Source organism: Serratia sp. BNK-33-b, assembly GCF_048684565.1.
GTDB classification, from domain to species: domain Bacteria; phylum Pseudomonadota; class Gammaproteobacteria; order Enterobacterales; family Enterobacteriaceae; genus Serratia; species Serratia marcescens.
Genome location: NZ_JBLQTZ010000001.1, coordinates 3,850,925 through 3,874,971, shown reverse-complemented (window position 1 = coordinate 3,874,971; position 24,047 = coordinate 3,850,925). Strand labels below are relative to the sequence as shown.

At 60.8% G+C, this 24,047-nt stretch carries 24 protein-coding genes; 14 read left to right on the top strand and 10 right to left on the bottom strand.

Translation table 11 applies throughout. The features are described from left to right. The first annotated feature begins 186 nt into the window (after nucleotides 1–186). On the top strand, nucleotides 187–2,010 hold the full coding sequence (gene malZ / locus ACMGGK_RS18755) for a maltodextrin glucosidase (RefSeq protein WP_103686955.1): 1,824 nt from the start codon (nucleotides 187–189) through the stop codon (nucleotides 2,008–2,010). 53 nt (nucleotides 2,011–2,063) lie between these two features. Here the strand turns inward: malZ and ggt are convergent, their stop codons facing one another. From ggt to ACMGGK_RS18740, 3 genes are all read right to left on the bottom strand, one after another. After that, entirely contained in the window at nucleotides 2,064–3,827 is a 1,764-nt protein-coding gene (ggt, locus tag ACMGGK_RS18750) for a gamma-glutamyltransferase (RefSeq protein WP_049299685.1), read from the bottom strand. A gap of 234 nt (nucleotides 3,828–4,061) precedes the next feature. Beyond that, a complete protein-coding gene (locus ACMGGK_RS18745; RefSeq protein WP_004940403.1) occupies nucleotides 4,062–4,664 on the bottom strand; it encodes a peroxiredoxin C in 603 nt (200 codons plus the stop codon). A 229-nt stretch (nucleotides 4,665–4,893) separates the two neighbouring features. Next, nucleotides 4,894–5,475, bottom strand: a complete 582-nt coding sequence (locus tag ACMGGK_RS18740) for an ACP phosphodiesterase (RefSeq protein WP_033641155.1) — start codon at nucleotides 5,473–5,475, stop codon at nucleotides 4,894–4,896. A gap of 121 nt (nucleotides 5,476–5,596) precedes the next feature. Between ACMGGK_RS18740 and queA the strand changes: the two genes are divergently transcribed. From queA to secF, 5 genes are all read left to right on the top strand, one after another. Further along, nucleotides 5,597–6,667, top strand: a complete 1,071-nt coding sequence (gene queA, locus ACMGGK_RS18735) for a tRNA preQ1(34) S-adenosylmethionine ribosyltransferase-isomerase QueA (RefSeq protein ID WP_016928878.1) — start codon at nucleotides 5,597–5,599, stop codon at nucleotides 6,665–6,667. A 72-nt stretch (nucleotides 6,668–6,739) separates the two neighbouring features. Further along, nucleotides 6,740–7,864 carry a tRNA guanosine(34) transglycosylase Tgt gene (gene tgt / locus ACMGGK_RS18730; protein WP_016928877.1) on the top strand — a complete coding sequence of 375 codons (1,125 nt, stop codon included), beginning with the start codon at nucleotides 6,740–6,742 and terminating at the stop codon, nucleotides 7,862–7,864. Between the two features lie 33 nt (nucleotides 7,865–7,897). After that, on the top strand, nucleotides 7,898–8,230 hold the full coding sequence (gene yajC, locus ACMGGK_RS18725; protein WP_004940391.1) for a preprotein translocase subunit YajC: 333 nt from the start codon (nucleotides 7,898–7,900) through the stop codon (nucleotides 8,228–8,230). Between the two features lie 24 nt (nucleotides 8,231–8,254). Continuing rightward, on the top strand, nucleotides 8,255–10,102 hold the full coding sequence (secD, locus tag ACMGGK_RS18720) for a protein translocase subunit SecD (RefSeq protein ID WP_004940390.1): 1,848 nt from the start codon (nucleotides 8,255–8,257) through the stop codon (nucleotides 10,100–10,102). A gap of 10 nt (nucleotides 10,103–10,112) precedes the next feature. Continuing rightward, nucleotides 10,113–11,081 carry a protein translocase subunit SecF gene (gene secF, locus ACMGGK_RS18715; RefSeq protein WP_004940389.1) on the top strand — a complete coding sequence of 323 codons (969 nt, stop codon included), beginning with the start codon at nucleotides 10,113–10,115 and terminating at the stop codon, nucleotides 11,079–11,081. A gap of 65 nt (nucleotides 11,082–11,146) precedes the next feature. Here the strand turns inward: secF and ACMGGK_RS18710 are convergent, their stop codons facing one another. Further along, the gene (locus ACMGGK_RS18710; RefSeq protein ID WP_420277119.1) at nucleotides 11,147–11,710 is read right to left on the bottom strand and encodes a DUF3251 domain-containing protein; all 564 of its coding nucleotides are present in this window, start codon (nucleotides 11,708–11,710) and stop codon (nucleotides 11,147–11,149) included. Nucleotides 11,711–11,884: 174 nt separating this feature from the next. Between ACMGGK_RS18710 and nrdR the strand changes: the two genes are divergently transcribed. From nrdR to pgpA, 6 genes are all read left to right on the top strand, one after another. Beyond that, on the top strand, nucleotides 11,885–12,334 hold the full coding sequence (gene nrdR / locus ACMGGK_RS18705) for a transcriptional regulator NrdR (protein ID WP_004940387.1): 450 nt from the start codon (nucleotides 11,885–11,887) through the stop codon (nucleotides 12,332–12,334). A gap of 10 nt (nucleotides 12,335–12,344) precedes the next feature. Beyond that, nucleotides 12,345–13,454, top strand: a complete 1,110-nt coding sequence (gene ribD, locus ACMGGK_RS18700) for a bifunctional diaminohydroxyphosphoribosylaminopyrimidine deaminase/5-amino-6-(5-phosphoribosylamino)uracil reductase RibD (protein WP_420277118.1) — start codon at nucleotides 12,345–12,347, stop codon at nucleotides 13,452–13,454. 107 nt (nucleotides 13,455–13,561) lie between these two features. Next, a complete protein-coding gene (gene ribE, locus ACMGGK_RS18695; RefSeq protein WP_004940385.1) occupies nucleotides 13,562–14,032 on the top strand; it encodes a 6,7-dimethyl-8-ribityllumazine synthase in 471 nt (156 codons plus the stop codon). A 20-nt stretch (nucleotides 14,033–14,052) separates the two neighbouring features. Then, complete coding sequence (gene nusB, locus ACMGGK_RS18690) at nucleotides 14,053–14,469, top strand: transcription antitermination factor NusB (RefSeq protein ID WP_004940384.1); 417 nt, start codon at nucleotides 14,053–14,055, stop codon at nucleotides 14,467–14,469. Nucleotides 14,470–14,520: 51 nt separating this feature from the next. Continuing rightward, the gene (thiL, locus tag ACMGGK_RS18685) at nucleotides 14,521–15,513 is read left to right on the top strand and encodes a thiamine-phosphate kinase (protein WP_016928872.1); all 993 of its coding nucleotides are present in this window, start codon (nucleotides 14,521–14,523) and stop codon (nucleotides 15,511–15,513) included. After that, nucleotides 15,506–16,000, top strand: coding sequence for a phosphatidylglycerophosphatase A (gene pgpA / locus ACMGGK_RS18680; RefSeq protein ID WP_420277117.1), 495 nt, complete (start codon nucleotides 15,506–15,508; stop codon nucleotides 15,998–16,000). The genes thiL and pgpA overlap by 8 nt, the downstream gene beginning before the upstream one ends. Nucleotides 16,001–16,033: 33 nt before the next feature. Here pgpA and ACMGGK_RS18675 read toward each other — a convergent pair whose 3' ends face one another. From ACMGGK_RS18675 to xseB, 4 genes are all read right to left on the bottom strand, one after another. After that, a complete protein-coding gene (locus tag ACMGGK_RS18675; protein WP_016928870.1) occupies nucleotides 16,034–17,008 on the bottom strand; it encodes an aldo/keto reductase in 975 nt (324 codons plus the stop codon). Nucleotides 17,009–17,114: 106 nt separating this feature from the next. Next, entirely contained in the window at nucleotides 17,115–18,980 is a 1,866-nt protein-coding gene (dxs, locus tag ACMGGK_RS18670; RefSeq protein ID WP_028128213.1) for a 1-deoxy-D-xylulose-5-phosphate synthase, read from the bottom strand. 34 nt (nucleotides 18,981–19,014) lie between these two features. After that, complete coding sequence (gene ispA, locus ACMGGK_RS18665) at nucleotides 19,015–19,935, bottom strand: (2E,6E)-farnesyl diphosphate synthase (RefSeq protein WP_047728733.1); 921 nt, start codon at nucleotides 19,933–19,935, stop codon at nucleotides 19,015–19,017. A 5-nt stretch (nucleotides 19,936–19,940) separates the two neighbouring features. Continuing rightward, nucleotides 19,941–20,204, bottom strand: a complete 264-nt coding sequence (xseB, locus tag ACMGGK_RS18660) for an exodeoxyribonuclease VII small subunit (protein ID WP_015376838.1) — start codon at nucleotides 20,202–20,204, stop codon at nucleotides 19,941–19,943. A gap of 160 nt (nucleotides 20,205–20,364) precedes the next feature. Here xseB and thiI point away from each other — a divergent pair, with 160 nt between their 5' ends. Beyond that, entirely contained in the window at nucleotides 20,365–21,813 is a 1,449-nt protein-coding gene (thiI, locus tag ACMGGK_RS18655) for a tRNA uracil 4-sulfurtransferase ThiI (RefSeq protein WP_004940377.1), read from the top strand. Between the two features lie 65 nt (nucleotides 21,814–21,878). Here thiI and yajL read toward each other — a convergent pair whose 3' ends face one another. Both yajL and panE read right to left on the bottom strand, forming a co-directional pair. Continuing rightward, entirely contained in the window at nucleotides 21,879–22,469 is a 591-nt protein-coding gene (gene yajL, locus ACMGGK_RS18650; protein WP_049299681.1) for a protein deglycase YajL, read from the bottom strand. Further along, nucleotides 22,432–23,343 carry a 2-dehydropantoate 2-reductase gene (gene panE / locus ACMGGK_RS18645; RefSeq protein ID WP_079449607.1) on the bottom strand — a complete coding sequence of 304 codons (912 nt, stop codon included), beginning with the start codon at nucleotides 23,341–23,343 and terminating at the stop codon, nucleotides 22,432–22,434. The genes yajL and panE overlap by 38 nt, the downstream gene beginning before the upstream one ends. 182 nt (nucleotides 23,344–23,525) lie before the next feature. On the opposite strand from panE, the gene ACMGGK_RS18640 reads away from it, so the two are divergent. Beyond that, nucleotides 23,526–24,017 (top strand): YajQ family cyclic di-GMP-binding protein, encoded by a 492-nt coding sequence (locus ACMGGK_RS18640; protein ID WP_004940373.1) that lies wholly within the window; start codon nucleotides 23,526–23,528, stop codon nucleotides 24,015–24,017. Nucleotides 24,018–24,047: the final 30 nt, after the last annotated feature.

Here is a 24,047-nt window from a genome sequence, read left to right as displayed (position 1 = left end):
GGGGTAACGTGCAGGATTTGTGCCTGTTTACCTTTTTTTACATCAAGTTAGCGTTATTTTTCAGTCTCCGCCCCCCGGCTCATCCCCGGGTTTTGCGGCCAGAGAGGAGGGGGAGTTGCACTTAACGTGGCATTGTTCGTTTTTGAAGAACGCCGTCGATTTCGTTTGGTACAGCAGGAGAACAGTATGCTTAACGCCTGGCATCAACCGGTCCCGCCTTTTGTGGTGAAACAAGGGCAACGTTTGGATATCACGCTGTGGTTACAAGGGGATGAACTGCCGGAACGGGTATTTTTGCGCGCCGAACCGGACAACGAAGAGTGGCTGCTGACGATGAAAGCGCAGCGCCACGAGGGGATGCGGCGCTACCAGGCCAGCCTGACGCTGAATGAGGGCGAGCCGACGCGGCGTTACTGCTTCAAGCTGCTGTGGGCCGATCGCCAACAGTGGTTCGGCCCGCAGGGCTGGTCGCCAACGCCGCCGGGCCAGCTGGCGCAGTTCGCCGTCGACGATCCTGACAATGGCCCCGCGTGGGTGGCGGATCAGCTGTTCTACCAGATTTTCCCCGATCGCTTCGCCAGCAGCGGCGGCGAGCACGGCATCCAGAGCGGCAGCTATCGCCATCACGCGGCCGGCGCCGAGGTGATTCGGCGCGACTGGCAGCACCCGTTGGAGGATCGCCACGCCGCCTCGACCTTTTACGGCGGCGATCTGGACGGCATCAGCGCCAAACTGCCGTATTTGCAGCAGCTGGGCGTGACGGCGCTGTATTTGAACCCGATTTTTACCGCGCCGAGCGTGCATAAGTACGATACCGAGGACTATTACCAGGTCGATCCGCACTTCGGCGGCAACGCGGCGCTGCAGCGTTTGCGAGTGAGCACTCACAAGGTGGGCATGAAACTGGTGCTGGACGGGGTCTTCAACCACACCGGCGACTCGCACCCGTGGTTCGACCGCCATCGTCAGGGCGAAAACGGCGCCTGTCACCACCCCGATTCGCCGTATCGCGGCTGGTTCAACTTTTACCCGGACGGCCGCGCGCTCGACTGGAAGGGCAACGCCAGCCTGCCGAAGCTCAATTTCGCCGAGCCGCAGGTGGCGGAAGCGATTTATCAGGGGGAAGGCAGCGTGGTGCGTCACTGGCTGCGCCCGCCGTACAGCATCGACGGCTGGCGGCTGGACGTGGTGCATATGCTGGGGGAGAACGGCGGCGCCACCGGCAATCTGCGCCACCTGGCGGGCATCTATCAGGCGGTGAAGCAGGAGAATCCACAGGCCTATGTCTTGGGTGAGCACTTCGGCGACGCGCGCCGCTGGCTGCACGCCGGCGTGGAGGATGCGGCGATGAACTACATGGGGTTCGCGCTGCCGGTGCGGGCGTTTTTGGCGGGGCTGGACGTGGCCTACCACCCGGTGCGGCTGGACGCCGCCGGGTGCGCGCAGTGGATGGACGGTTACCGCGCCGGGCTGCCGCACAGCCGCCAACTGATCCAGTTCAATCAGCTGGACAGCCACGATACCGCGCGCTTCCTCACGCTGTTGCAGGGGAATGCGGCGCGCATGCAGATGGCGGCGGTGTGGTTGCTGAGCTGGATCGGCGTGCCTTGCCTCTACTACGGTGATGAGATTGGCCTGGATGGCGGCAACGATCCGTTTTGCCGCAAGCCGTTCCCATGGGACGTCGGCGACTGGGATCGGCCGTTGTTGACGCTGTTCCAGCGCATGGCGGCGCTGCGTAAACAGAGCCTGGCGTTGCGCCGAGGCGGCTGTCAGGTGCTGTACGCCAGCGGAGAAACGCTGGTGTTCGTGCGCCTGTATCAGCAGGAGCAGGTGCTGGTGGCGCTGCAGCGCGACGGCAGCGGCCAGGCGCAGTTGCCGCACAACCCGCTGTTGGCCCGCGGCCCGTGGCGGCGTGTGGAAGGGCGAGGCGAGTTGAGCGAAACGACAGGAGGGTTGCGCCTGCAGTTGGCGGAAGAGTCGGCCACCGTGTGGCGTTGCGAGGGCTAAAGGGAGTGCGGGGGCAGAAACGCCCCCGCGGTTAAGGTGAGTGGGTGTTTACATCAGTAACCGACCGCGGAGCCTGCCGGGCGGCGCACGTCGTTGGCGCCGTACAGATAGCCTTCGCGCACTTTGCCGGATACCGCCGAATCGTTGCCGGAGTTGGCCGGGCTGACGCCCGCCGCGCCCGGCAAACCGACCAGAATCAGTTCGGCGGCGCCCCACGGCGTTTGCTCGACCATCTTGTAGCCCATGCCGCTCAGCAGCTTCAGCGTATCGGCGGAAACGCCGCGCTGTTCGTAGTACACCTCATCCGGCAGCCATTGGTGATGGATGCGCGGTGCGTCCACCGCTTCCTGCGGCGCCATGCCGTGGTCGATCACGTTCAACGCGGTCTGCAGGGTGATGGTGATGATGCGCGAACCGCCCGGCGAGCCTAGCACCATAAAGATCTTGTTGTCCTTGGTTACCAGCGTCGGGCTCATTGACGATAGTGGGCGCTTACCGGGGGCAATGCTGTTGGCGGTGCCCTGCACCAGCCCGTACAGGTTTTTCTCGCCCACTTTGACTGTAAAATCGTCCATCTCGTCGTTGAGGAAGAAGCCGGTGCCCGGTGCGATCACCACGGCGCCGAAGCGGCCGTTGACGGTATAGGTGGTGGAGACCGCGTTGCCGTCGTGATCGACGATCGAATAGTGGGTGGTTTCCGGTTTTTCATGCGGTTCCATGCCAGGCTGCACGTTTTCCGACGGCGTGGCCTTGTCCGCGACGATTTTCTTGCGGATCTGCTCGGCGTAGCTCTTGCTCACCAGCCGGTCGATCGGGTTCTTGATGAATTCCGGGTCGCCAAGGTAGGTGTTGCGATCCATGTAGGCATGGCGCATCGCTTCGGTCATGGTGTGAATGGCCGCCGCCGAGTTGAAGCCCATGCTCTTCAGATCATAGCCTTCCACCACGTTGAGGATTTCGCACAGCGTCACGCCGCCGGAGCTGGGAGGCGGCGCTGACACGAACTTGTAGCCGCGATAGCTGCAGGTGATCGGCGGGGTTTCGGTGACTTTATAGTTGGCGAAGTCGGCGGCGGTCAAAATGCCGCCGCCCTGTTTGGCCGCCGCCTCTACCGCCTGCGGGATCTTACCTTTATAGAAGGCGTCGGTTCCGCCTTTGGCGATGGCTTCCAGCGTGTTGGCCAGATCGGTTTGCACCAGCTTGTCCCCCGGCTGCAGCGGGCTGCCGTCCGGGCGCAGGAAGATTTTGGCCGATTCGGGATCCTGCCTGAAGCGCGCGATGGTGGTGTCGAGGATATCGGTGTCGGCGCGGGTCAGCACAAAGCCTTCGCGCGCCAGCCTGATCGCCGGCGCCAGCACCTGTTCGCGGCTCAGTTTGCCGTACTTCTCACGCGCGGTTTCCATCCCCAGCACGGTGCCCGGCACGCCCGCCGCCAGATAGCCGTACAGGCTGGCGTCTTTCTTCACCTTGCCGTCGGCGTCCAGATACATGTTGGCGCTGGCCGCCGCCGGCGCGGTTTCGCGGAAGTTGATGAAGGTATCGGTGCCGTCCGCCAGGTGGACGGTCATAAAGCCGCCGCCGCCGATGTTGCCGCAGCAGGGGTTCACCACCGCTTGCGCATAGCCGACCGCCACGGCGGCGTCGATGGCGTTGCCGCCCATCTTCAGGATATCCACCCCGACCTGCGAGGCCAGATGCTGCGAGGTGACCACCATGCCGTTTTGGGCTTCCACCGCTGGGTTGGATGCCGCATACAGGCTGCCGCTGACCAGCAGCGCCGCCATGGTCAGGGGTTTGCTCCATTTCTGTAAAAACATAGTTATTCCTACCCTGTCAGTTTTTTATTGTGTTGTGTTTGCTTGCCGCTGTTCGCTTGCAAAGCGCGAGCCAGCGTTATTGATAGTAGCCGCAGATGGGCATTCGCGCGGTGAACTGGGCGGGAAATGTGAGCGGAAACAGGGAAATAAAGCACTGAAGACGGGCGGTCTGCCCCAAAAAGGGGCATAAAAAAACCGGCCGCGTGGGCCGGTTGATTCACTATCAGGCTGAAATTACAGCTTGGCAGCGTTTTCAGACAGGTATTTTGCCACGCCGTCTGGGGAAGCGCCCATACCTGCTTTGCCTTTTTCCCACTGAGCCGGGCAGACTTCACCGTGCTCTTCGTGGAATTGCAGCGCGTCAACGGTACGGATCATTTCGTCGATGTTACGGCCGATTGGCAGGTCGTTAACAACCTGAGCACGCACGATGCCGTCTTTGTCGATCAGGAAGGAGCCGCGCAGCGCAACGCCGGCTTCCGGGTGTTCGATGCCGTAAGCTTTCTGGATTTCACGCTTAACGTCAGCAACCATTGCGTATTTCACTTCACCGATGCCGCCTTTGTCGACAGGGGTTTTACGCCATGCGTTGTGGACGAATTCTGAGTCGAAGGAAACGCCAACCACTTCAACGCCACGCTTCTGGAACTCTTCATAGCGGTGATCGAAAGCGATCAGCTCGGAAGGGCATACGAAGGTGAAGTCCATTGGCCAGAAGAACAGCACGGCCGGTTTGCCGTTCAGGTGCTTCTTCAGGTTGAAGTTTTCAACGATTTCGCCGCTACCCAGTACGGCAGCTGCAGTGAAGTCAGGGGCTTGACGAGTTACCAGGACCATAATTACTCCTGTAATAGGTGTTAAAGGGTGGATGTAAAAACAAGGGCCAGTATAGGGGCCATGACTTGGTGAATAAAGGGTAAAAGACCAATCAATGAGATAGCTTTTACCTATCAAAGTCGTTGATATAATTTATCAAGCTTTAAAAATAACCTTTTCCTGCAAAAGGGCAAGCGGCAAAACGTAAATTCTTGCAAGGCGCTGCAATTTCAAACGCTTGGGCTTGACCTCAGAGCGTTTTTTCCTTCGCCTGCTGCATCATTTGCGGATAAAACTGCCAGAATTGTGTTTCAAGCTGATGATAATGTTGTTCGACGTCGGCGAACGAGCCGGCCAGCGCTTCGAGGCGCGGACGGCGGCTGGCCATGCCCTGCAATACCCGGGCGATGAACGGCAATTCGGCGTAGCGTTCCAGCCAGCGTTCCGGCCACAGATAGCCGTTCAGGTTCTGAAAACGCGGCGGCGTGAGCGGCAGGTAAGGTTCGATCTGGCTGCGGGCTTCCTGGGTAAACTGGTGCAGGTCGCGTGAAGGCTCCAGCTGCTGCCAGTGGCGCGCCAGAAAATGGTCCCACACCACGTCGAGGGTGATCGGCGCCACGCGGCGGTAGGGGGCGCTGAAATAGTCGCGGCAGGCTTTCACCTGCGGCAGGCTGTCGGTCAGCACGTCGACGCGGCGGTGCATCATGATGCCGGCCACGACCTCGGGCTGGTAGTCGGCGGCGGGGTTGCCGCGAACGAAATCGGCCAGCAGGTTGCCCAGCAGCGAGCTGTCTGCCAGCATGGCCAGGTGAAGGTGAGCGAGAAAATTCATCCCTCAACTATACCTGAAGTCAGGCAAATCCTCCTTATTTCTTGCCGCTGACCGCCCCCGGCTTTAGACTAGGCCGCCTGTTTTTTTACCAACCAGCCTTAAATTGAAGAAGTGAATACCCATGCGCGTCGCTGATTTTTCGTTTGAACTTCCCGAATCCCTGATTGCCCACTATCCCCAGGCCGAGCGCAGCGCATGCCGCCTGCTGCAGCTGGATGGGCCGAGCGGGGCGCTGACGCACGGCGTATTCACCGATCTGCTGGATAAGCTGGAAGCCGGCGACCTGCTGGTGTTCAACAATACCCGCGTGATCCCGGCGCGCATGTTCGGCCGCAAGGTCAGCGGCGGCAAGATAGAAGTGCTGGTGGAGCGCGTGCTGGACGACCATCGCGTGCTGGCGCACGTGCGCGCGTCGAAAGCGCCCAAGCCGGGCGCCGAGCTGCTGTTGGGGGATGACGAGAGCATCGCCGCCACCATGGTGGCGCGCCACGAGACGCTGTTCGAGCTGCGCTTCAACGACGAACGCGACGTATTCACCATTCTTAACGCGGCCGGCCACATGCCGCTGCCGCCTTATATCGCTCGCCCGGATGAAGACGCCGACCGTGAGCTGTATCAGACGGTCTACAGCGAGAAACCGGGCGCGGTCGCCGCGCCGACCGCCGGCCTGCACTTCGACGAACCGCTGCTGGCGGCGCTGCGCGCCAAAGGCGTGGAAATGGCGTTCGTGACGCTGCACGTCGGCGCCGGCACCTTCCAGCCGGTGCGCGTGGAAACCATCGAAGATCACGTGATGCACGCCGAATACGCCGAAGTGCCGCAGGACGTGGTGGATGCGGTGCTGGCCTGCAAAGCGCGCGGCAAGCGCGTCGTGGCGGTGGGCACCACCTCGGTGCGTTCGCTGGAAAGCGCCGCGGCGGCCAGCAAAGAGGCGCTGATTGCGCCGTTCTTCGGCGATACCAGCATCTTTATCTATCCAGGTTATCACTACCAGGTGATCGACGCGCTGGTGACCAATTTCCACCTGCCGGAATCGACCCTGATCATGCTGGTATCGGCCTTCGCCGGCTATAAAAATACCATGAACGCCTATCAGCAGGCGGTGGCCGAGCAGTACCGCTTTTTCAGCTACGGCGATGCGATGTTCATCAGCCGTAATCCGCAGGCGGAAAACGAGTCCGTCGGCGGTTAATTTCCCGGGCTGCGCCTACGGCGCGGCCCCGTTTCAACGACATCAGACTGTTTCTCTGATGCTGGAGGCTTTGTGAAGTACGAACTACAAACTACCGATGGCCGCGCACGCCGCGGCCGCCTGATTTTCGACCGCGGCGTGGTGGAAACCCCGGCCTTTATGCCGGTCGGCACCTACGGTACGGTCAAGGGCATGACGCCGGAAGAAGTGAAAGAGACCGGCGCGCAGATCCTGCTGGGCAACACCTTCCACCTGTGGCTGCGCCCGGGCCAGGAGATCATGAAGCTGCACGGCGATCTGCACGACTTCATGCAGTGGCCGGGCCCGATCCTCACCGACTCCGGCGGTTTCCAGGTGTTCAGCCTGGGGGCGATGCGCAAGATCAAAGAGGAAGGCGTGTACTTCCGTAACCCGATCAACGGCGACAAGGTGTTCCTGAGCCCGGAAAAATCGATGGAAATCCAGTATGACCTGGGCTCCGACATCGTGATGATTTTCGACGAATGCACGCCGTACCCGGCCGACTGGGACTACGCCAAGCGTTCGATGGAAATGTCGCTGCGTTGGGCGCAGCGCAGCCGCCAGCGTTTCGACGAGCTGGAAAATAAAAATGCGCTGTTCGGCATCATTCAGGGCGGCGTTTACGAAGATTTACGTGATGTTTCCGTCAAAGGGCTGGTGGATATCGGCTTTGACGGGTACGCTGTGGGCGGCTTGGCTGTAGGCGAGCCGAAAGAGGATATGCATCGCATTCTTGAACACGTTTGCCCGCAAATTCCGGAAGATAAGCCACGCTATTTGATGGGCGTCGGCAAGCCGGAAGATTTGGTGGAAGGCGTGCGTCGCGGCATCGACATGTTCGACTGCGTCATGCCGACCCGCAACGCCCGCAACGGCCATTTGTTCGTGACTGACGGTGTGGTAAAAATCCGTAATGCCAAGCACAAGGATGATACTTCTCCGCTGGATAAGGACTGTGATTGCTACACGTGTCGCCATTACAGCCGCGCCTACTTGCACCATCTCGACCGTTGCAACGAAATATTGGGTGCTCGACTGAACACAATTCATAACCTGCGTCACTACCAGCGCCTGATGGCGGGTTTACGCCAGGCTATCGAAGAGGGTAAATTAGAGCAGTTTGTTGCGGATTTCTATGGTCGGATCGGCAAGCCGATTCCGCCTTTAAACGCTTGATCTAATAATTGATAACTTAATGAGGGAATTTCAATGAGCTTTTTCATTTCTGACGCCGTCGCATCCGCAGGGGCTCCGGCTCAGGGAAGCCCGTACTCTCTGATCATTATGCTGGTGGTGTTCGGCCTGATCTTCTACTTCATGATCCTGCGCCCACAGCAGAAACGCGCGAAAGATCACAAGAAGCTGATGGACTCCATCGGTAAAGGCGACGAAGTGCTGACCACCGGCGGCCTGATCGGTCGCGTGACCAAAGTGGCCGACACCGGCATCATCGCCATCGCGCTGAACGACACCACGGAAGTGATGATCAAGCGTGACTTCGTGGCGGCCGTTCTGCCGAAAGGTACCATGAAGGCCCTGTAATCTTTTTTCCCGAAGGGAATTGCCGTGCTAAACCGTTATCCTTTGTGGAAGTATCTGATGTTGATCGTCGTGATCCTCGTCGGTCTGCTTTATGCGCTTCCCAACATCTACGGTGAGGATCCGGCCGTACAAATCACTGGCGCGCGCGGCGTCGCCGCCAGTGAAACTACGCTGGACCAGGTCCGTACCGTATTAGAAAAAGACAACATCGCGAGCAAGTCGATTGCGCTGGAAAATGGCGCCATCCTGGCTCGCTTTAAAGATCCTGACGTTCAGCTGCGCGCCCGCGAAGCGCTGGTGACCGAGCTGGGTGACAAATTCGTCGTGGCGCTGAACCTGGCGCCGGCCACGCCGACCTGGCTGGCCATGCTGGGCGCAGAGCCGATGAAACTCGGCCTGGACCTGCGCGGCGGCGTGCACTTCCTGATGGAAGTGGACATGGACACCGCGTTGAGCAAGCTGCAGGAACAGACCATGGATACCCTGCGCAGCGAGCTGCGCGAGAAGGGCATTCCTTACGCGTCTATCCGCAAGCTGGACAACAACGGCGTGGAAGTTCGCTTCCGCGACGATGCGGCCCGTGACCAGGCCATCAGCTACATCGGCCCGCGTCAGCGCGATCTGGTGCTGTCCGCCAACGGCGCCAACACCATGAAAGCCAACCTGACGGACGCCCGTCTGAGCGAAGCGCGCGAATACGCCGTACAGCAGAACATCACTATCCTGCGTAACCGCGTCAACCAGCTCGGCGTCGCCGAACCGCTGGTGCAGCGCCAGGGCGCCGACCGCATCGTGGTTGAGCTGCCGGGCATTCAGGACACCGCGCGCGCCAAAGAAATTCTGGGCGCCACCGCGACCCTGGAGTTCCGTCTGGTGAACACCAATGCGGATGCCACTGCGGCGGCCAATGGCCGCGTGCCGGGCGACTCCGAGGTGAAATACACCCGTGACGGCCAGCCGATCGTGCTGTACAAGCGCGTGATCCTGACCGGTGACCACATCACCGACTCCACTTCGAGCACAGACGAATACAACCAGCCGCAGGTTAACATCTCGCTGGACAGCGCCGGCGGCACGTCGATGTCCAACTTCACCAAGGACAACATCGGCAAGCCGATGGCGACCCTGTTCGTGGAGTATAAGGACAGCGGCAAGAAAGACGCCAACGGCCGTGCGGTGCTGGTGAAACAGGAAGAAGTGATCAACGTGGCGAACATTCAGTCGCGTCTGGGCAACAGCTTCCGCATCACCGGCATCGGCAACCCGAACGAAGCGCGTCAGCTTTCGCTGCTGCTGCGTGCGGGTGCGCTGATCGCGCCGATTCAGATCGTTGAAGAGCGCACCATCGGTCCAACCCTGGGTCAGCAGAACATTACTCAAGGTCTGGAAGCCTGTCTGTGGGGCCTGGTGGCGTCCATCGTCTTCATGGTGGTCTGGTACCGTAAGTTCGGCGTGATCGCCACCACGGCGCTGGTCGCCAACCTGGTGCTGATCGTCGGCGTGATGTCCCTGTTACCGGGGGCGACGCTGACCATGCCGGGTATTGCCGGGATCGTGTTGACGCTGGCGGTGGCGGTTGACGCCAACGTACTGATTAACGAACGTATCAAGGAGGAGCTGAAGAACGGCCGGTCCGTTCAGCAGGCGATCCATGAGGGCTATAAAGGCGCGTTCTCCAGTATCGTCGACGCCAACATCACCACCCTGATCACCGCGGTCATCCTGTACGCAGTGGGCACCGGTTCGATCAAAGGCTTTGCGATCACCACCGCTATCGGTGTGGCGACGTCCATGTTCACCGCGATTGTCGGTACCCGTGCCATCGTCAACCTGCTTTACGGCGGCAAACGCATTAACAAGCTGTCTATCTGAGGAGTGCGTTGTGGCACAGGATTATACTGTTGAGCAACTCAACTACGGCCGTAAAGTCTACGACTTTATGCGCTGGGACTATTTGGCCTTCGGCATCTCGTTGCTGCTGTTGGTCGCGTCGATCGTCACCATGTCGGTGCGCGGGTTTAACTGGGGTCTGGATTTCACCGGCGGTACGGTGATTGAAATCAACCTGGAGAAACCGGCTAACCTCGACCTGATGCGCGATACGCTGGAGAAGGCCGGGTTCCAGGATCCGATCATCCAGAACTTCGGCAGCAGCCGCGACGTGATGGTGCGCATGCCACCGGCGACCGGCACCGCAGGCCAGGAACTGGGCAACAAGGTGATCGGCGTGATCAACGACTCGGTGGATAAAAACGCCACCGTGAAGCGCATCGAGTTCGTCGGCCCGAGCGTGGGCAGCGAACTGGCGCAAACCGGCGGCATGGCGCTGCTGGTGGCGTTGATCTGTATCCTGATCTACGTCGGTTTCCGCTTCGAATGGCGCCTGGCGCTGGGGGCGGTTATCGCGCTGGCGCACGACGTGATCATCACGCTGGGCGTGCTGTCGCTGTTCCACATCGAGATTGACCTGACCATCGTCGCGTCCCTGATGTCGGTTATCGGTTACTCGCTGAACGACAGCATCGTGGTTTCCGACCGTATTCGTGAGAACTTCCGCAAGATCCGCCGCGGCACGCCTTACGAGATCATGAACGTGTCGTTGACCCAGACGCTGAGCCGTACGCTGATGACTTCCGGTACTACCCTGATGGTGGTGCTGATGCTGTACATCTTCGGTGGCGCGATGCTGCAAGGTTTCTCGCTGGCGATGTTGATCGGCGTGTCGATCGGTACCGTCTCCTCCATCTACGTCGCGTCCGCGCTGGCGTTGAAACTGGGGATGAAACGCGAGCACATGCTGCAGCAAAAAGTGGAAAAAGAGGGCGCGGATCAGCCTTCGATTCTGCCTTAACCGCCGCAGTATTCAGCGAAATGAGAAGGAGCGCCCATCGGCGCTCCTTTTTTTTGCTTTGGGTTTCAGCGTTGCTGCACCACCGCCGGTTGGGCGGTCGAAACCAGACTGTGCAGACGGATATAGCCCAATTGTTCCGGCGTCACGCCGCTGAAGCGCAGCTCAAAGTCCTGGCCGGGTTTCGGCAGCAGCGAATCGGCGCTGGCGATCGGTTGCGACAGCGCCTCGGCGGTCAGCGGCCGCCCGGTGGCGTCGTCCAGTTGGCCCCATTCCACCACCGCTTTGAACGGCGGCAGCGTGGCCTGTGAGAGGATGCGCACATGCAGCTGCGCCTGCGTGCCGTTGGCTTCGCTCTTGATGTGGCTCAGCGAAACGCTCAGCTCGCCGATGCCGCTCTGCAAACGGGCGGCGCTTCGGGCCGCCGGCAGCAGGTAGACGCCGTTGTCGGAGTGCTGATTGAGCATATTCTGCCGCTCCAGCGCGGTGGTTTGATCGGTCAGCACGCTCACTTTCTGGTTCAGCGCGGCGACCTGATGGCGCAGTTGAGGCACGGCGGCGTTGTGCGCGCAGCCTGCCAGCAACACGGCGGCGGCGGCGAGCAGGGCGATTTTGGGGTAACAGGTTGTCATGACGGCGATTTCCTATGCTGAATCTCCTGCTATCAGCTTAGTCCGCTCGGAGGGGAAAGTCATATCGGCGCCGCTTCCCGGCGGCGTGTCGCAACAAATGGCCGCCGCCCTTTGTTGTGGCTGCACTTCGGGGTAAACTGCGTTTATCTATAAAAACGTTTATCAGGACGTGTTATGCATTGCCCTTTCTGCGCCGCCGTTGATACCAAAGTCATTGATTCCCGCCTGGTGGGGGACGGTTCGCAAGTGCGCCGCCGCCGCCAGTGTCTGGTGTGCAATGAGCGCTTCACCACCTTCGAGGTGGCCGAGCTGGTGATGCCGCGAGTGATTAAAAGCGATGAGGTGCGCGAGCCGTTCAACGAAGACAAACTGCGCCGCGGCATGCTGAAAGCGCTGGAAAAGCGCCCGGTAAGCTCGGACGACGTGGAAAACGCCCTTAATCATATCAAATCCCAACTGCGCGCCACCGGCGAACGCGAAGTGCCGACCAAACTGGTGGGCAATCTGGTGATGGACGCGTTGAAAAAGCTGGATAAGGTCGCCTACATTCGCTTTGCGTCGGTGTACCGCAGCTTCGAGGACGTACGCGAGTTCGGCGAAGAGATTGCCCGCCTGCAAGACTAAAGGATCTTTCATGCATCACGACGAATTTTATATGGCGCGCGCCTTCGAACTGGCGCGCCTGGGGCGTTTCACCACCGCGCCCAATCCGAACGTCGGCTGCGTTATCGTGCGCGACGGCGAAATTGTCGGTGAAGGCTACCATCTGCGCGCCGGCGAGCCGCACGCGGAAGTGCACGCGCTGCGCATGGCGGGCGACAAGGCGCGCGGCGCCACCGCCTATGTGACGCTCGAGCCGTGCAGCCACCACGGCCGCACGCCGCCCTGCGCCGATGCGCTGGTGGCCGCCGGCGTGACGCGGGTGGTCGCGGCGATGCAAGATCCCAATCCGCAGGTGGCGGGGCGCGGGCTGTACAAGCTGCAGCAGGCCGGCGTCGAAGTCCGTCATGGCCTGATGCTGGCCGAGGCCGAAGCGGTCAACCTGGGCTTCCTCAAGCGCATGCGCACCGGTTTCCCTTACGTGCAGCTGAAGCTGGGCGCGTCGCTGGACGGCCGCACGGCGATGGCCACCGGCGAGAGCCAGTGGATCACCTCACCCGAAGCGCGTCAGGACGTGCAGCGCCTGCGCGCGCAGAGCGCCGCGATTCTCAGCACCAGCGCCACCGTGCTGGCGGACGATCCGTCGCTGACGGTGCGTTGGGATGAGCTGGACGCCGAGACGCAGCGCCTCTATCCGCGCGAAAATCTGCGCCAGCCGCTGCGCATCCTGCTCGACAGCCAAAATCGCATCACCCCGCAGCACCGCGTGGTGCAGCAGCCGGGCGCTACCTGGCTGGCGCGCCTGCAGGCGGATGAACAGGCCTGGCCGCAAGAGGTCGAACAGTTTATCTGCCCGGCGCACGGCGGCGGCATTGATCTGGTGATGATGATGATGCTGTTGGCCAAGCGCCAGGTGAATTCAATCTGGGTAGAGGCGGGCGCAATGCTGGCCGGTGCGCTGCTGCAGGCCGGCCTGGTGGATGAGCTCATTTTGTACATCGCGCCGAAACTGTTGGGCGATAATGGCCGTGGCCTGTGTCATCTGCCGGGCCTGGAACGGCTGGCCGACGCGCCGGAATTCGTCTTTAGCGACGTGCGCCAGGTCGGCCCCGATCTGCGTTTGCGCCTGCGGGCGAAACACTGAATCTCGCGCCCGCGCGCCGGTTTTACAAAAGCGCCGCGCAGGCGATGAAAGAATATGATAGAATCCGCCCCCCTGCGGGGTATTGAACCCATTTTTAAGGAAAGCCCATGAAAGTTATCGAAGGTGTTGTTGCTACTCCAAATGCCCGTGTGGCGATCGCAATTGCACGTTTTAACAATTTCATCAACGACAGCCTGCTGGAAGGCGCCATCGACGCGCTGAAACGCATTGGTCAGGTTGCTGACGACAACATCACCGTTGTCTGGGTCCCGGGCGCTTACGAGCTGCCGCTGACGGCGAGCGTATTGGCCAAAACCGGCAAATACGACGCGGTTATCGCGCTGGGCACCGTTATCCGCGGGGGCACCGCGCACTTCGAATATGTGGCGGGCGAAGCCAGCTCCGGCATTGGCAACGTTGCGATGAATGCCGAAATCCCGGTTGCCTTTGGCGTGCTGACCACCGAAAGCATCGAACAGGCGATCGAACGCGCCGGCACCAAAGCGGGCAACAAGGGCGCTGAAGCCGCGTTGACCGCACTTGAAATGATTAATGTTATCAAAGCTATTAAAGCCTGAATTTAGTTAAGGGGAATTCCGTGAAACCTGCTGCTCGTCGCCGCGCTCGTGAGTGCGCTGTTCAAGCGCTTTACTCTTGGCAGTTGTCTAAAAACGACCTTGCCGATGTTGAACACCAGTTCCTGACGGAGCAGGATGTCAAAGATGTTGACGTCGCCTATTTTCGCGAGTTGCTGTCCGGCGCGGCAGTGAATGCAGGTATGCTGGACGAACTGATGGCGCCATACCTGTCGCGTCAGCTCGAAGAGCTGGGCCAGGTGGAGCGCGCGGTGCTGCGCGTCGCGCTGTTTGAACTGAAGATGCGCGAGGATGTCCCTTACAAAGTGGCGATCAACGAAGCGATCGAGCTGGCGAAAACCTTCGGCGCGGAAGACAGCCACAAGTTTGTGAACGGGGTGCTGGATAAAGTGGCGCCAACCCTTCGCAAGAAAAAGTAAAACATTAAGGCCGGCATTCCCGGCCTTAATTTCTTCTCGTGGAATATCGATATGGCATGCGGCGAATTTGACCTCATTGCCCGCTATTTTGACCGGTTTAAGCGCGTGCGCCGGGATGTACAGTTGGGCATTGGAGATGACTGCGCACTGCTGGCAGTGCCGGAAAAACAGCTGGTGGCCGTCAGTACCGATACATTGGTGGCGGGCGTGCACTTCTTGCCGGATATCGATCCGGCCGATCTCGGTTATAAAGCGCTGGCGGTCAATCTGAGCGATCTGGCGGCGATGGGCGCCGATCCGGCGTGGCTCTCGCTGGCCCTGACCCTGCCGGAGGTGAACGAACCCTGGCTGAAGGCCTTCAGCGACAGCCTGTTTGATCAGCTCAACTATTACGGCATGCAGCTGATCGGCGGCGATACCACGCGCGGCCCGCTGAGCATGACGTTGACCATTCAGGGTTTGATCCCGGCCGGCCGGGCGTTGACCCGCAGCGGCGCGCGCATCGGCGACTGGATCTACGTGACCGGCACGCTGGGCGACAGCGCCGCCGGTCTGGCGATCCTGCAGGATCGCCTGGCGGTGCCGGATGCGGCGGCGCGCGATTACCTGCTCGCTCGCCATCTGCGGCCGCAGCCGCGGGTGCTGCAGGGGCAGGCGCTGCGGGATCTGGCCAGCTCGGCGATCGACATCTCCGACGGCCTGATTTCCGATCTGAAACACATCCTGAAGGCCAGCGACTGCGGGGCACGCATCGTGCTGGACGAGCTGCCGATGTCGCAGGCGCTGAGCAGCCACACCGACGCCGAGCAGGCGCTGCGCTGGGCGCTGGCGGGCGGCGAAGATTACGAGCTGTGCTTCACCGTGCCGGAGATCAACCGCGGCGCGCTGGAAGTGGCGCTGAGCCACCTCGGCGCCGACTACACCTGCATCGGCCAAATTGGTCCGCTGTCTGAAGGCATCCGCTATTATCGCGACGACGAAGCGGTAGAGCTGGACTGGGCCGGGTTCGATCATTTCAATGCGGAGCCGGGCACCCATGGATGAAGCCAAACGTCGGCTGCGGATGAGCAATCCGTGGCACCTGCTGGCCACCGGTTTTGGCAGCGGTTTGTCGCCGGTGATGCCGGGCACCATGGGATCGCTGGCGGCGATCCCGTTCTGGCTGCTGCTGATCCAGCTGCCGTGGCAGCTCTACTCGTTGGCGGTGATGTTCAGCATCTGTATCGGCGTCTATATTTGCCACCTCACGGCAAAAGACATGAAGGTGCACGATCACGGCAGTATCGTCTGGGATGAGTTCGTCGGCATGTGGATCACGCTGATGGCGCTGCCGATCAACGACTGGCGCTGGGTCGCCGCCGGTTTCGTCATCTTCCGCATTCTGGATATGTGGAAGCCGTGGCCGATCCGCTGGTTCGACCGCAACGTGCATGGCGGCATGGGCATCATGGTCGACGATATCATCGCCGGCGTGCTGTCCGCCGGCATCATCTACCTGATTGGCCACCACTGGCCTATCGGGCTGTTCTGACAGACGGGCGCGCTTCTTCGCGCCCGCTTCTCTTTATTCAAACCCTGTCACCCGGTGCGGCACGTAGGCCGTCTCCAGTTCCGCCACCTCTTGTGGCGACAAACTCAAATCGACCGCGGCGATGGCGTCATCCAACTGCTCGCTGCGTGAAGCACCGACGATCGGCGCGCTGACCGTCGGTTTGTTCAGCAGCCAGGCCAGCGCGATCTGCGCGCGTGAAACGCCACGTTCGTCGGCGAGGCTGGCGACGCGCTCGGCGATGATGGCGTCGATGCCTTCAGTGTCCTCGTACAGGCTCTTGCCGAACTGGTCGGAGACCAGCCGCGCGGTGGTTTCGCCCCAGGGGCGGGTCAGGCGGCCGCGCGCCAGCGGGCTCCACGGCAGCACGGCGATGCCTTCGGCGGCGCACAGCGGGTGCATCTCGCGTTCTTCTTCGCGCTGGATCAGGTTGTATTGATCCTGCATGCTGACAAAGCGCGTCCAGCCGTGCAGATCGGCGGTATACAGCGCTTTGGCGAACTGCCAGGCGTACATCGAGGAGGCGCCGATGTATCGCGCTTTACCGGCTTTCACCACGTCGTGCAGCGCTTCCAGCGTCTCTTCCAGCGGCGTTTCGTAATCCCAGCGATGGATCTGCAGCAAATCGACATAGTCGGTGCCCAGACGCCGCAGGCTGTCGTCGATGGACTGCATGATCTTGGCGCGCGACAAACCGCGCTCCAGGTTGCTCAGCGGGAAATAGACCTTGGTGGCGATCACCACGTCCTCGCGGCGCGCATAGTCGCGCAGCGCCCGACCGAGGATCTCCTCGCTGCTGCCGTCGGAATAGCTGTTGGCGGTGTCGAAAAAGTTGATGCCCGCTTCCAGCGCCTGTTTCAGCAGCGGGCGGCTGCTCTCTTCCGGCAACGTCCAGGCGTGATTGCCGCGATTCGGTTCGCCGTAGGTCATGCAACCCAGGCAGATGCGCGAAACGTTCAGATCGGTGTTGCCCAGTTTCAGGTACTTCATGTTTGCCTCCCATTCACAGCTCAGACAGTAACTGTAGCGCGGATCCCGGAGGGCGGAAACGAAAACGCCTCCGAGAGCGGAGGCGTTTTTTCAGGCGCGGGGGTGATTACTGCGCCAGCCAGGTTTCGATTTGGCGCTGAATGCCGGCGGCGTCCAGCCCCAGATCGGCGCGCAGCTCTTCCTGGCTGCCCTGCGAGACGAAGCTGTCAGGCAGACCGAGGTTCAGCACCGGCACCGGCCGGCGTTTGGCCATCAGCAGTTCGTTGACGCCGCTGCCGGCGCCGCCCATGATGGCGTTCTCTTCCAGCGTCACCAGCGTTTCATGGCTGGCGGCCAGTTCGAGCACCAACTGCTCGTCCAGCGGCTTGACGAAGCGCATGTCGACCAGCGTGGCGTTGAGCGCTTCCGCCGCTTGCGCGGCCTCCGGCAGCAGAGTGCCGAAGTTGAGAATGGCGATCTTTTCCCCCTGGCGGCGCACCACGCCTTTGCCGATCGGCAGCATGTTGAGCGGCTCCAGCGCCGCGCCGGTGCCGGTGCCGCGCGGATAGCGCACGGCGCTCGGGCCGGCATTGTAGTGATAGCCGGTATACAGCATCTGGCGGCATTCGTTTTCGTCGCTCGGCGTCATGATCACCATGGTCGGGATGCAGCGCATGAACGACAGATCGAACGCACCCTGGTGGGTCTGGCCATCGGCGCCGACGATGCCGCCGCGATCGATGGCGAACATCACCGGCAGGTTTTGGATCGCCACGTCGTGGATCAGTTGGTCGTAGGCGCGTTGCAGGAAGGTGGAATAGATCGCCACCACCGGCTTGTAGCCGCCGATCGCCAGCCCGGCGGCGAAGGTGACCGCGTGCTGCTCGGCGATCGCCACATCAAAATATTGCTGCGGGTAGTCGCGGGAGAACTGCACCATGCCGGAGCCTTCGCGCATCGCCGGCGTGATCGCCATCAGCGAGCTGTCTTTGGCGGCGGTTTCACACAGCCAGTCGCCGAAGATTTTCGAATAGGTCGGCAGACCGCCGGCGCTTTTCGGCAGCGTGCCGCTGGCGGGATCGAACTTCGGCACCGCGTGGAAGCTGATCGGATCCTTTTCCGCCGGCGCGTAGCCACGGCCTTTCTTGGTCATGATGTGCAACAGCTGCGGGCCTTTCAGATCGCGCATGTTTTTCAACGTGGCGACCAGCCCCTGCACGTCGTGCCCGTCTACCGGGCCGATGTAGTTGAAGCCCAGCTCTTCGAACAGCGTGCCCGGCACCACCATGCCTTTCAGGTGCTCTTCGGTACGTTTCACCAGCTCCTTGATCGGCGGCACGCCGGCCAGCACTTTCTTGCCGCCTTCGCGCAGGGTGGAGTAAAGCTTGCCGGACAGCAGCTGCGCCAGATGGTTGTTCAGCGCGCCGACGTTTTCCGAGATCGACATCTCGTTGTCGTTCAGCACCACCAGCATGTCCGGATTGATGTCGCCGGCGTGGTTCATCGCTTCGAACGCCATGCCGGCGGTGATGGCGCCATCGCCGATCACGCACACCGTGCGGCGGCCTTTGCCTTCACGCTCCGCCGCCACCGCCATGCCGAGGCCGGCGCTGATCGAGGTTGACGAATGGCCGACCGACAGCACGTCGTATTCGCTTTCGGCGCGCCATGGGAAGGGGTGCAAGCCGTTCTTTTGCCGGATAGTGGCGATCCGGTCGCGGCGACCGGTCAGAATTTTGTGCGGGTAGGCCTGGTGGCCGACGTCCCACACCAGATGATCGAACGGCGTGTTGTAGACGAAATGCAACGCCACCGTCAGTTCGACGGTACCCAGCCCGGAGGCAAAGTGGCCGCTGGAGCGGCTGACGCTGTTCAGCAGATATTGCCGCAGCTCATCGCACAGCTTCGGCAAGCTCTCTTTGGGCAGTGAGCGGAGTTCCTCGGGGTTTTCCGCTAGCGCCAGGGTTGGGTATTTGGCTATATCAAGACTCATTCGATACTCATATCAGAGGAGTTAACGTCATACGTTAATTGTCGCGTTCAATAATGAAGCTGGCTAACGCTCGCAATGGCGCTGTGTTGTAAGATTGCGCTGCCAAAGTGTCTAATGCAGCTAATGCTTCCTGATAGAGATCCCACGCTTTTGCTTTCGCGCTGTCAAGCCCGAGCAACGCCGGGTAGGTACTCTTTCCGTGTTGTTGGTCCGCTCCCTGGCGCTTGCCGATCTTTTCAGTCTCGCCGACAACGTCCAAAATGTCATCCTGCACCTGGAACGCCAGGCCAACCGCGGCGGCATATCGATCCAGCTGCGGCAGCGCCGCTCGCCCGGCTTCGCCGGCGCTCAGCGCGCCCAGGCGCACCGCCGCGCGGATCAGCGCGCCGGTTTTGTGGCGGTGGATCTGTTCCAGCGCCTGCAGATCGACGCGCTTGCCTTCAGCTTCCAGATCCAGCGATTGGCCGCCGCACATGCCGGCTACGCCGCTGGCGGTCGCCAGTTCGGAAACCATCGCTAGCCGATCGCGCAGCGCCACGTCAGGCATCTCGGCATCGGCCAGGATCGAAAACGCCAGCGTTTGCAGCGCATCGCCGGCCAGGATCGCGTTGGCTTCACCGAATTTAATGTGGCAGGTCGGCTGGCCGCGGCGCAGATCGTCGTCGTCCATCGCCGGCAGATCGTCATGGATCAGCGAGTAGGCGTGAATGCATTCCACCGCCGCCGCCGGCGCGTCCAGGTTGGCCAGCGACACGCCGAACATCTGGCCGGTGGTGTACACCAAGAACGGGCGCAGGCGCTTGCCGCCCAGCAAGGCGCCATGACGCATCGCCGCCACCATGTTGCCGTCGTTGAACGGCAGCGGGGCGATGAAGTCCAGCAGCGCGCGATCGGCGCGCTGGCGGAAAATCTGCAGTTGATCGGCAAAAGCGGCCGATGGGGCGATCTCAGACATGTCGGTTACTCGGCATCCGGTGTGAAAGGCGCCAGCGCCGCATCGTCGGCGCTGTCGTTAAGAAGTATCTGCACACGCTGTTCCGCCTGTTGCAGTTTCTGCTGGCCTTGGCGCGCCAGCTGCACGCCGCGTTCGAATTCGTTCAGCGCGTCTTCCAGCGGCAGTTCGCCCGACTCCAGACGCGTCACGATGCTTTCCAGCTCGCCAAGGGCGCTTTCAAAGCTGGCTGTTTGCTCTGTACTGGCTGATTGTGCTGGTTTTTTCGGCATAATTTTCTTTTTACGTCATCATGTGAACCGTGGCGCCAGAGCCTATCCTAGCGGATCTTGATTAGCAAATCATGGCGCTCATGTGTGGTTTTGTGCGCAGAGCGCGGCGATATGGTGATATACTCCGCGCCGTAATTCTTATCTGACAACAAAGACCGCCATGAAGTTTATCATTAAATTGTTCCCGGAAATCACCATCAAGAGCCAATCTGTGCGCTTGCGCTTTATCAAGATTCTCTCGACCAATATTCGCAACGTCCTGAAGCAGTATGATGAAACGCTGGCGGTCGTCCGTCACTGGGATCATATCGAAGTTCGCGCCAAAGATGAAAACCAGCGGCCGATCATCGCCGACGCGCTGACGCGCATTCCCGGCATCCACCATATTCTGGAAGTGGAAGATCGCGCTTATACCGACATCCACCACATCTTCGAGCAGACACTGGAAGCCTACCGCGCCCAGCTGGAAGGCAAAACCTTCTGCGTGCGCGTCAAGCGCCGCGGCAAGCAGGCGTTCAATTCGCAGGACGTGGAGCGTTACGTCGGCGGCGGCCTGAACCAGCATATCGAGAGCGCGCGCGTTAACCTGACCCGCCCGCAGGTCACGGTAAATCTGGAGATTGAAGACGACAAGCTGATGCTGGTCAAACGCCGCCTCGAAGGCATCGGCGGTTACCCGGTCGGCACCCAGGAAGACGTGATGTCGCTGATTTCCGGCGGTTTCGATTCGGGTGTGTCCAGCTACATGCTGATGCGTCGCGGCTGCCGCGTGCACTTCTGCTTCTTCAATCTGGGCGGCGCCGCGCACGAGATCGGCGTGAAGCAGGTGGCGCACTACCTGTGGAACCGCTTCGCCAGCTCGCACAAGGTGCGCTTCGTCGCCATTGACTTCGAGCCGGTGGTGGGCGAGATCCTGGAGAAGGTCGACGATGGCCAGATGGGCGTGGTGCTCAAGCGCATGATGGTGCGCGCCGCTTCGCAAGTGGCCGAACGCTATGGCGTGCAGGCGCTGGTGACCGGCGAAGCGTTGGGGCAGGTCTCCAGCCAGACGCTGACCAACCTGCGCCTGATCGATAACGCGTCCGACACCCTGATCCTGCGTCCGCTGATCTCGCACGATAAAGAGCACATCATCAAACTGGCGCGTGAAATCGGCACCGAAGACTTCGCCAAAACCATGCCGGAATACTGCGGCGTGATTTCGAAGAGCCCGACGGTAAAAGCCGTCAAGGCCAAGATCGAAGAGGAAGAGAGCCACTTCGATTTCAGCATTCTCGATCGGGTGGTGAGCGAAGCGAAGAACGTCGATATTCGCTCCATCGCCGAGCAGGCGCAGGAGCAGGTGACCGAGGTAGAAACCGTTGCGGCCTTCGGCGCCGATGAGGTGATCCTGGATATCCGCTCCAACGACGAGCAGGAAGAGAAGCCGCTGCAGCTGGAACAGGTTGAAGTGAAAGCGTTGCCGTTCTACAAGCTGAGCACCCAATTCGGCGATCTGGACCAAAGCAAAACCTACCTGCTGTACTGCGAGCGCGGCGTGATGAGCCGTCTGCAGGCGTTGTACCTGCTGGAGCAGGGCTTCAGCAACGTGAAGGTTTATCGCCCGTAACGCGCGTAGCGCCATAAACGAGAAGGGCTGAACCGATGTTCAGCCCTTTTTTATCGGCAAGCCGCTCAGTCGCGGAAATCGTACATTCCCGGGATCAGCACCAGCTGCGCGGCGATCTCCGCCGCTTTGGCCTTGCCGAGCAGCAAGTCTATCAGCTTCAGCGCGAACTCCATCGCGGTGCCCGGCCCCTGGCTGGTGAGCAGGTTGACGCGTGCGTCGTACACCACGCGGCGCTCCATCCATTTATCCGCCGGTATCCGATCTTTCAAACCCGGGAAACCGGTCATGTTGCCGATCGGGAACAGATCGTGGTGCTGCAACACCAGCGCCGGGGCCGCGCAGATGGCGGCAACGATGTGGCCCTGCAGATGCATCTGCCGCACTTTTTCCACCAGCAACGGGCTGTCGCGGAAGCATTCTGCGCCTTTCAGGCCGCCGGGCAGCACGATGGCGTCGAAAGGCTCATCGACGATCGCCACCAGCGGCGCATCGGCCAGCAGTTTGACGCCGCGTGAACAGACGATAGTCAGCTCGCCGTCGCCGGCGACGCTGGCGGTAGTGACTTTTACGCCCGCCCGCACCAGCAGATCGATGGTGGTGACGGCTTCGGTTTCTTCGCTACCAGGTGCCAGGCAAACCAGCGCCGATACGCTCATATTCATTTTCCTTTCGTTTAATCAATTCAAACAGCCGCGCATTCTCCGGCAGCGTGAGGCCGTGGCTGCGCGCGCGGCGCAGCAGGTAGCCGGTGATGTAGTCGATCTCGGTGTGTCGCTGGCTGCGGATATCCTGCAGCATCGACGAAACGTTGTCGGCGGTGCTGTGGATCACGTCCATCACATATTGCATCAGGCCTTCGCAGGAGGTGTGGTAGCCCTCCATCGCCATCACGCTGGCGACTTCACGACACAGCGCTTCGATTTGCTCCGGGTAGCGCTGCAGATCGCCGTTGCGACAGCCGTACAGCGCCGTCAGCGGGTTGATCACGCAGTTGACCGCCAGCTTGCGCCAGTTGGCCGAGGCGATATTGTTGTGCCAGGCAACGTCAGGCAAAGCCTGATGCAGCACTTCCGCCAGGTGGCTGAGGTGCTGGGCGGCCGGCGAGGTTGGGCCGATGTGGGTGATGCCGGTGGCGACGTGGATAATGGTGCTGCCTTCGTGGCGCGCGGCGTGGGTGGTGGTGCCCTGCAGGATGGGCTGGCCGTTTGGCGGCAGTTCCTCCTGGGTGCCCATGCCGTTATGCAACAGCAAAATGGCGCACTGAGGGTTCAGCTTCGGCAGCAGCGCGCTGACCGCACTGGATACCTGCCAGGCTTTCAGCGTCACCAGCAGCAACTCGCTCTGCGCGAGGTGCTCAGGATCGTTGGTGGGCAAATTGCGATTAAACGAGACGCCTTCCGGCTCGATCACGTTCACGGCGCAAAAAGGCTGCGGCACTCTTAGCCATCCCTGTACATCGTGGCCCTGCTGATACAGCCGGGAGAGCCACAGTTGTCCGAGCGCGCCGCAACCAAGAATGGTTATTTTCATTCAGTCTCCTTGGAAACACGGGAATACCGCTCAATTACCGTGATTTAACTATAGGCTTTATGGCAGCCTGAAGCGCTATCCCTGCGTGCGTTCAGCAGATTTTGTCTGAGGCGGCAAAGCGGTTATCATGCTCGGCATCAAAATCGCCTAAGCTATTAGGCACTCATTCAGGAGGAAGAAGTATGCCATCTTTCGACATCGTTTCCGAAATTGATATGCAGGAAGTGCGTAACGCCGTTGAGAACGCCACCCGCGATCTCGGCACCCGCTGGGATTTTCGCAACGTGCCGGCCAGCTTTGAGCTAAACGAGAAAAACCAAAGCATTAAGGTTGCCACCGAGTCTGATTTTCAGGTGCAGCAGCTGCTCGACATTCTGCGCGAAAAGCTGAGCAAGCGCAGCATCGACGGCGCCGCGCTGGAGATCCCGGAAGAGTTTACCCACAGCGGTAAAACCTACAGCGTGGAAGCCAAGCTGAAGCAGGGGATTGAAACCTCTGTAGCGAAGAAAATCGTCAAGCTGATCAAAGACAGCAAGCTGAAGGTGCAGGCGCAGATCCAGGGCGAAGAAGTGCGGGTGACCGGCAAATCACGCGACGACTTGCAGAGCGTGATGGCGCTGGTGCGCGGCGGCGATCTGGGGCAGCCGTTCCAGTTCAAGAACTTCCGCGATTAATCTCTACGGGGCCGGCATTGCCGGCCCCGT

What these genes read in the sequence shown, in the direction of transcription:
- malZ (WP_103686955.1), top strand. Translation starts at nt 187, where the DNA reads ATGCTTAACGCCTGGCATCAACCGGTCCCGCCTTTTGTGGTGAAACAA.
- ggt (WP_049299685.1), bottom strand. Translation starts at nt 3,827, where the DNA reads ATGTTTTTACAGAAATGGAGCAAACCCCTGACCATGGCGGCGCTGCTG.
- ACMGGK_RS18745 (WP_004940403.1), bottom strand. Translation starts at nt 4,664, where the DNA reads ATGGTCCTGGTAACTCGTCAAGCCCCTGACTTCACTGCAGCTGCCGTA.
- ACMGGK_RS18740 (WP_033641155.1), bottom strand. Translation starts at nt 5,475, where the DNA reads ATGAATTTTCTCGCTCACCTTCACCTGGCCATGCTGGCAGACAGCTCG.
- queA (WP_016928878.1), top strand. Translation starts at nt 5,597, where the DNA reads ATGCGCGTCGCTGATTTTTCGTTTGAACTTCCCGAATCCCTGATTGCC.
- yajC (WP_004940391.1), top strand. Translation starts at nt 7,898, where the DNA reads ATGAGCTTTTTCATTTCTGACGCCGTCGCATCCGCAGGGGCTCCGGCT.
- ACMGGK_RS18710 (WP_420277119.1), bottom strand. Translation starts at nt 11,710, where the DNA reads ATGACAACCTGTTACCCCAAAATCGCCCTGCTCGCCGCCGCCGCCGTG.
- nrdR (WP_004940387.1), top strand. Translation starts at nt 11,885, where the DNA reads ATGCATTGCCCTTTCTGCGCCGCCGTTGATACCAAAGTCATTGATTCC.
- ribD (WP_420277118.1), top strand. Translation starts at nt 12,345, where the DNA reads ATGCATCACGACGAATTTTATATGGCGCGCGCCTTCGAACTGGCGCGC.
- ribE (WP_004940385.1), top strand. Translation starts at nt 13,562, where the DNA reads ATGAAAGTTATCGAAGGTGTTGTTGCTACTCCAAATGCCCGTGTGGCG.
- thiL (WP_016928872.1), top strand. Translation starts at nt 14,521, where the DNA reads ATGGCATGCGGCGAATTTGACCTCATTGCCCGCTATTTTGACCGGTTT.
- pgpA (WP_420277117.1), top strand. Translation starts at nt 15,506, where the DNA reads ATGGATGAAGCCAAACGTCGGCTGCGGATGAGCAATCCGTGGCACCTG.
- ACMGGK_RS18675 (WP_016928870.1), bottom strand. Translation starts at nt 17,008, where the DNA reads ATGAAGTACCTGAAACTGGGCAACACCGATCTGAACGTTTCGCGCATC.
- dxs (WP_028128213.1), bottom strand. Translation starts at nt 18,980, where the DNA reads ATGAGTCTTGATATAGCCAAATACCCAACCCTGGCGCTAGCGGAAAAC.
- ispA (WP_047728733.1), bottom strand. Translation starts at nt 19,935, where the DNA reads ATGTCTGAGATCGCCCCATCGGCCGCTTTTGCCGATCAACTGCAGATT.
- xseB (WP_015376838.1), bottom strand. Translation starts at nt 20,204, where the DNA reads ATGCCGAAAAAACCAGCACAATCAGCCAGTACAGAGCAAACAGCCAGC.
- thiI (WP_004940377.1), top strand. Translation starts at nt 20,365, where the DNA reads ATGAAGTTTATCATTAAATTGTTCCCGGAAATCACCATCAAGAGCCAA.
- yajL (WP_049299681.1), bottom strand. Translation starts at nt 22,469, where the DNA reads ATGAGCGTATCGGCGCTGGTTTGCCTGGCACCTGGTAGCGAAGAAACC.
- panE (WP_079449607.1), bottom strand. Translation starts at nt 23,343, where the DNA reads ATGAAAATAACCATTCTTGGTTGCGGCGCGCTCGGACAACTGTGGCTC.
- ACMGGK_RS18640 (WP_004940373.1), top strand. Translation starts at nt 23,526, where the DNA reads ATGCCATCTTTCGACATCGTTTCCGAAATTGATATGCAGGAAGTGCGT.